The organism is Thiomonas sp. TH-17 (assembly GCF_057473305.1).
The window spans coordinates 1-4,778 of the sequence record NZ_JBYCKI010000114.1; the positions used below are offsets into that span (position 1 = coordinate 1).

General features: G+C 62.0%; 4 protein-coding genes and 1 pseudogene. All 5 read right to left on the reverse strand.

The window, feature by feature from the left end:
- Positions 1–91: 91 nt before the first annotated feature.
- Positions 92–298, reverse strand: a pseudogene (locus AC2VLV_RS06925) (recombinase family protein); the annotation flags it as partial.
- A gap of 60 nt (positions 299–358) precedes the next feature.
- On the reverse strand, positions 359–1,576 hold the full coding sequence (locus tag AC2VLV_RS06930) for a TniQ family protein (protein WP_486989278.1): 1,218 nt from the start codon (positions 1,574–1,576) through the stop codon (positions 359–361).
- Positions 1,573–2,481, reverse strand: coding sequence for a TniB family NTP-binding protein (locus tag AC2VLV_RS06935; RefSeq protein ID WP_486989279.1), 909 nt, complete (start codon positions 2,479–2,481; stop codon positions 1,573–1,575). The genes AC2VLV_RS06930 and AC2VLV_RS06935 overlap by 4 nt, the downstream gene beginning before the upstream one ends.
- A gap of 2 nt (positions 2,482–2,483) precedes the next feature.
- Complete coding sequence (locus tag AC2VLV_RS06940; protein WP_486989281.1) at positions 2,484–4,202, reverse strand: transposase; 1,719 nt, start codon at positions 4,200–4,202, stop codon at positions 2,484–2,486.
- A 326-nt stretch (positions 4,203–4,528) separates the two neighbouring features.
- Positions 4,529–4,672 (reverse strand): hypothetical protein, encoded by a 144-nt coding sequence (locus AC2VLV_RS06945; protein ID WP_486989280.1) that lies wholly within the window; start codon positions 4,670–4,672, stop codon positions 4,529–4,531.
- Positions 4,673–4,778: the final 106 nt, after the last annotated feature.

Genomic DNA, 4,778 nt, shown 5'->3' on the forward strand with positions numbered 1-4,778 from the left:
CACTGAGTTTGTCTGATCGCATGAAGCCTCCGAAAAAACTCAAGCTTCACTCAGCACAGACTCATTGAAAAGATGGGTTCGGCGGACGCTTACGGTCGAGCTTCCACACCACCAGCGTATCTCCCGACCTCAGCGCCTTCAGGCAGTTTGCCAGGCCAGGGCGATCCTCGCGCTTGCCGGACGCCTGGTCCTCATAAAGATGAGCCGGATCGATGCTAGCCGCGATCAGCGCATCGCGCTGCAAGTCAGTCGCTTGGGAGCCATCCGCCTTCGATACTCGCATGTAGCCAATCAGCATGTTGCACCTGTCACATATACGTTCGATTATGTGACAGTGTGCGCCGGAAAGTTCGAGCCGTCAAAATTTGTCACTTAACCCGTCATTCTGTCTAAGACATGCAAAGGGTCCGTCAGGCTCATAATGTGACAGAAATTCCGGGGGGATGCCTTCCTTCGCGAAGGTGGTGCGCAACCGTTCCAGGGAAGCGGGGTCGCGCCGACCAAAGGAAGCCAACGCGAACAGCGAGCGGGCCGTCTCGGGGTCGTGCCGCGCTTCAATGATCGCCTCATCAATGGCCTGGACCGCCCGTTGCCAGTGATCGACGGGTTCGGGCTTCGGCGCTTTCGCCGGCAGTCCACTGGTGAACCCGGTTTGGGGCTCGAACCAGAATAGCTTTGCCTGCTCGCCTGGCGGGCTGATATCCCTCACCTCAATCAAGTGAATTGCCGTTGCCGCCGCCTCCAGCATCTGCAACTGTGCTGCCGGGTTCAGGGCTTCATGCGGTCGCCACAGACTTTGCCCAGCACGCAGCGGATGCCCGCAGCCTTCCCAGACTTGGCGGAGATACCCCGCGCTGGCTCCGCACGTCGAAAGCGGGGTGTTCAGCTCATCGAGCAGCGTGCGTAGCAATCGAAACCACAATCCGGCGTGGATGCGTCGGCGCGGCAGCTCCACATGGCCGGTCGTCAGTGCCTGCCAGGTACGTTGGTCCATCGCCGCAATCGCGTCGCTGGCAATGCGCGGTTCGGCGTCGGCGTTCTCCCAGCCGAGAAACCGCCCTGGCACGCCCCAATAGGATTCCAGCCAGCAGCCATGCAGTGGGCAGCTCAGCATCAGGGGCAGCTTCCACGCGAGCAGTACGGCTTGGTTCTCCGGATCGTTCAGGCAGAGCGGACAGGCGCGGTGTATCGGTTGGGTGGGCAGCCAGGCACGCCAACTCGTGATGGATCGCGTCTTACGGCGGAGTCTCGGCAGCAGCACCGAGAGTTGGAACGCATAGGTTTCCAATGCCGCTGGAATCTGATCATCAAGGCTGTCCAGTAGCCAAGGCACCCAGCCGGCGAAACTCATGCAGCGCAGCCGATCCAGCTCGATACCACTCCGCTGGGAGAGCATCGCCAGCAGCGCCAGTGGTGGCGCGGTGTCCAGGTCGTCAACCTGGCCGTGACCAAGATCGTGCTCCAGCAGCTCGGACACTTCCATGTTATAGCAAAGGGCCACGCGGTTGAGCCACGAAGACAGGGCTTCGCCTTCCCTGGGTGCCGGATGCACTGGCCAGCGTGGCGCTGGCTTCACATCAGTTCCCGCTCGAATTGCCGCCGCCGCTCGCTAGGACCGGTGTAATCGGCCATGCTGAGCGTGCGGTGGTTGATCGCTTCCTCACCACTCTCCACGGCTGCCACGGCCGCCGCCATCAATAGGTGCGCCAGCTCGCCAATAGTGCCCTCGCTGCGCGTGAGCAGGTAGCGAGCCATGTCCAGCGTGGCAATCAACGAAGGTCGCCGCAGCGGGAGCGAAGCCGCGAAGCTGGCCAGCAGTGAACAGCAATCGTCGTTGGCCTCCCACACCGGCAGCATCATCGGCTCGAAGCGGTTTTCCAACTGGTCATCTGAGCGGATGGCCAAGTAGGCGTCGCGCGTGCCGACCCCGACCAGCGGGATGCGCAGTTCGTTGCCAAGGAAGCGCAGCAGGTTGAGGAATTCCCGGCGGTTGACGCTGTTGCCGGCCAGGACGTTGTGTAACTCGTCGATCACCAGCATACGCACGCCGACCTTGCGCAGCAGTGCCAGCGCCAGTTGCTCTATTTCCGGCAGCCGTGGGCGCGCTCGCAATGGTGCCCCCATCGCCGCGAGCAGTGCGACGTAGAAACGGCTCACCGACGGCTCGGACGGCATCTGCACGACCAATACTGGGATGTGTTCCTGGTCGGCGTCGGAGCTGGCCGGGCGGGTGCGGCGGAACTTCTCGACGATCATCGACTTGCCGTTGTTGGTTGGACCGACCAATAGGAGGTTGGGCATGCGTTGCTTGTTTGGCCACGCATACAGGGCTTCCAGGCGGTTCAGCGCCTCAACTGCTCGCGGATAGCCGATCCAGCGGTCGGCGCGAAGGCGATGGATGCGCTCGTCAGCCGGAAGACGGGCCAAGCCCTGAGCCGTCGGCAGCAGATGGGACAGGTCGATGATGGGATATTCGTCCACGGCTACCACTCCTCAATCTGGTCGAACGGTTTGGCAGGTGGCTGGTTGTCCGCCTGCGGGTCTGCCATGTCCGTGTCCGGTGGTGGCGTGGTTTTGACAGGTTGTGCCGTTGACTTGAGATGCTGGCGTCGATCCGCGTCGCGCCGCGCCTTGCGCGTGGCTTTCTGCGCAGTGGTCACGATTTCGCGCATCTGCCCGATCATGCGGAACAGCGCCGACTCATCCACCTGTTCGCGCCCTTGCTGCCGCAATTTCGCCAGCGCCTGCCGTTGTTCCCAGAGGGTGACAGCCGGGTGCGACAAGGTACGGTATGGAATTTCCAAATAGTGCTGCCCCTCCGGCTCCAGCACCCAAATGCGGCTGATGTCGCGTGGGTCGCGCCGGATCAGGAACGCAGGCAGGCGGTCGCGCCGAGCTATCCACGGCTTGAGCGCATCGGCGTAGTAGTGGATGTGGTCGATGACGAAGCCAGTGCGGGTCAGGGTGCGGCGGAGGACGGGCAGGAAATCGACCAGAAAAGCCGTGGTGCGAGTGATGACGGTTGGAGCGCCGGTACGCGCGACAGCTTCGGCCCAGCGCGCGGCCGGCGGTTGGAGCAGGCCGTTGTGCACGGAGCCGTGATAGGTGCCAACCGCCAATGCGAGCCAGCGTTCCAGCTCGCGCAGGGTCAGGGCGGCCATCTTCTCGGAGGCGTATTCCCCGCGCTGGTCAGGGTTGGAGAAGGTCGTCCCCGGCAATTCGTCGTGGATCATCTGCATCGCCGTGCCGATGATCCGTTCCACGATGCCGCCATAGTGCGGCTGCCCGAGAGGCCGATAGTCCAACCGGATGCCATGCTGCTCGCAGCCACGGCGCAGCGCCTCGCTCTTAAATTCGGCCGCGTTGTCCAGGTAGAGCAGCGCGGGCTTGCCGCTCATCGGCCAGTCCATTTCCACGTCCAACCTTTCCAACCAAGGGCGCTTGTCGCAACCGGCGTGTGCGAGGCACAGGCCGGCCGAGACGGCGGATGGCGCTTCTAACGTGACCACCATGCCAACCACGCAGCGGGTGAACACATCGATGGCGAGGGTAAGGTACGGACGGCCAATTGGTTGCCGGTCGCGCTCGTCCACCACGATCAGGTCGATGACCGTATGGTCGATTTGCACCTGCTCCATTGGCGTGAAAATTGGCGGTGGAACGCCACCGACACCTTGCAGGGTGCGGGACGCATCCTGCCCTTCCCGAAGGCGAATGGTCTTGAGCGGGTCGAGGCCGGCAATCCGCAACGCCACTGTGTTGCGCGCCGGCACCCGCAGATTTTGCAGTTTGCACGTCCGCGCAACCTCGCGATAGAAGGCCGCCAGGCTGCGCTTCTGCTTGGTGAGAAAGCGCTTTTGCAGTAGCTCGCGGATGATGCGTTCGACCGATTCCGGCAAGCGGCCCTTACCTTTGCCGCCGCTCGACTGCCCAAGAGCCAAGTCAGTGACCAACCCCGAGCCTTGCCGGGCACGGCGGATCAGGACGTAGACCTGTCGCCGGGACAGATCAAGTGCCTGGGCTGCCGCATCGGCCGCTTCATGCCCGACCGTTTCCGACTGTGCCAGCGGCCCGATGATCTCCGCGCGACGGCGCGCACGCTCCCATGCCTGATCTGGCAGGGTGGCTACGCCGTGCTCGGTAATCGGTGCGGTATCGGTCGCCATGCTCACCTCGCTTTGGTGCACACGAGTATTGAGCATAGCCGAGTTTCGTGCAGAGGAGTCCTGATATCTGGCTATCAGGAGCCGTATGCACAACAGGCGTCATGCCTCGTTGATTGGTGCAGTCGTCTTCTGAAAATAACATCTTGGTTGGTCGGCGGAGCGTACATAAAACGACCGTTTGGTGAGCAGTATGACTCCTACAAGTTCTACATCGCCGTCAGGACGTAGCGCAGCCCGCCCGAGACCTTGCGGGTCGGCTTGATGTGATGGCTGACGCCACCGCAGAAGTGCCGGGTGGTGGCTCAATGGCCCGTGCAGATGCGTTACCGTGTAACGCACAACAGGCGGCCTGATCGCAGTCCTTACTTTTTCTTCTTCGATGCAGGATTTGGCTTTTTCTTAGCCTGAGAGAGATCAGACCCAGCGACTGATTTCTGCGCCGGAGTGCTTCCGGGTTTGCGCAAAATTTTGCTCGCAAGCGATGCATCTTTTTTGCTCGTTGTCATCGAAATTTCTCCTAACAGGCTGCTGAAATACTTCCGTCTGCAGTCCACGGCACCGGCGTGTGAGCCGTTATGCAGTGAGCCCCCTCAGATCTACTGGAGACCCGAG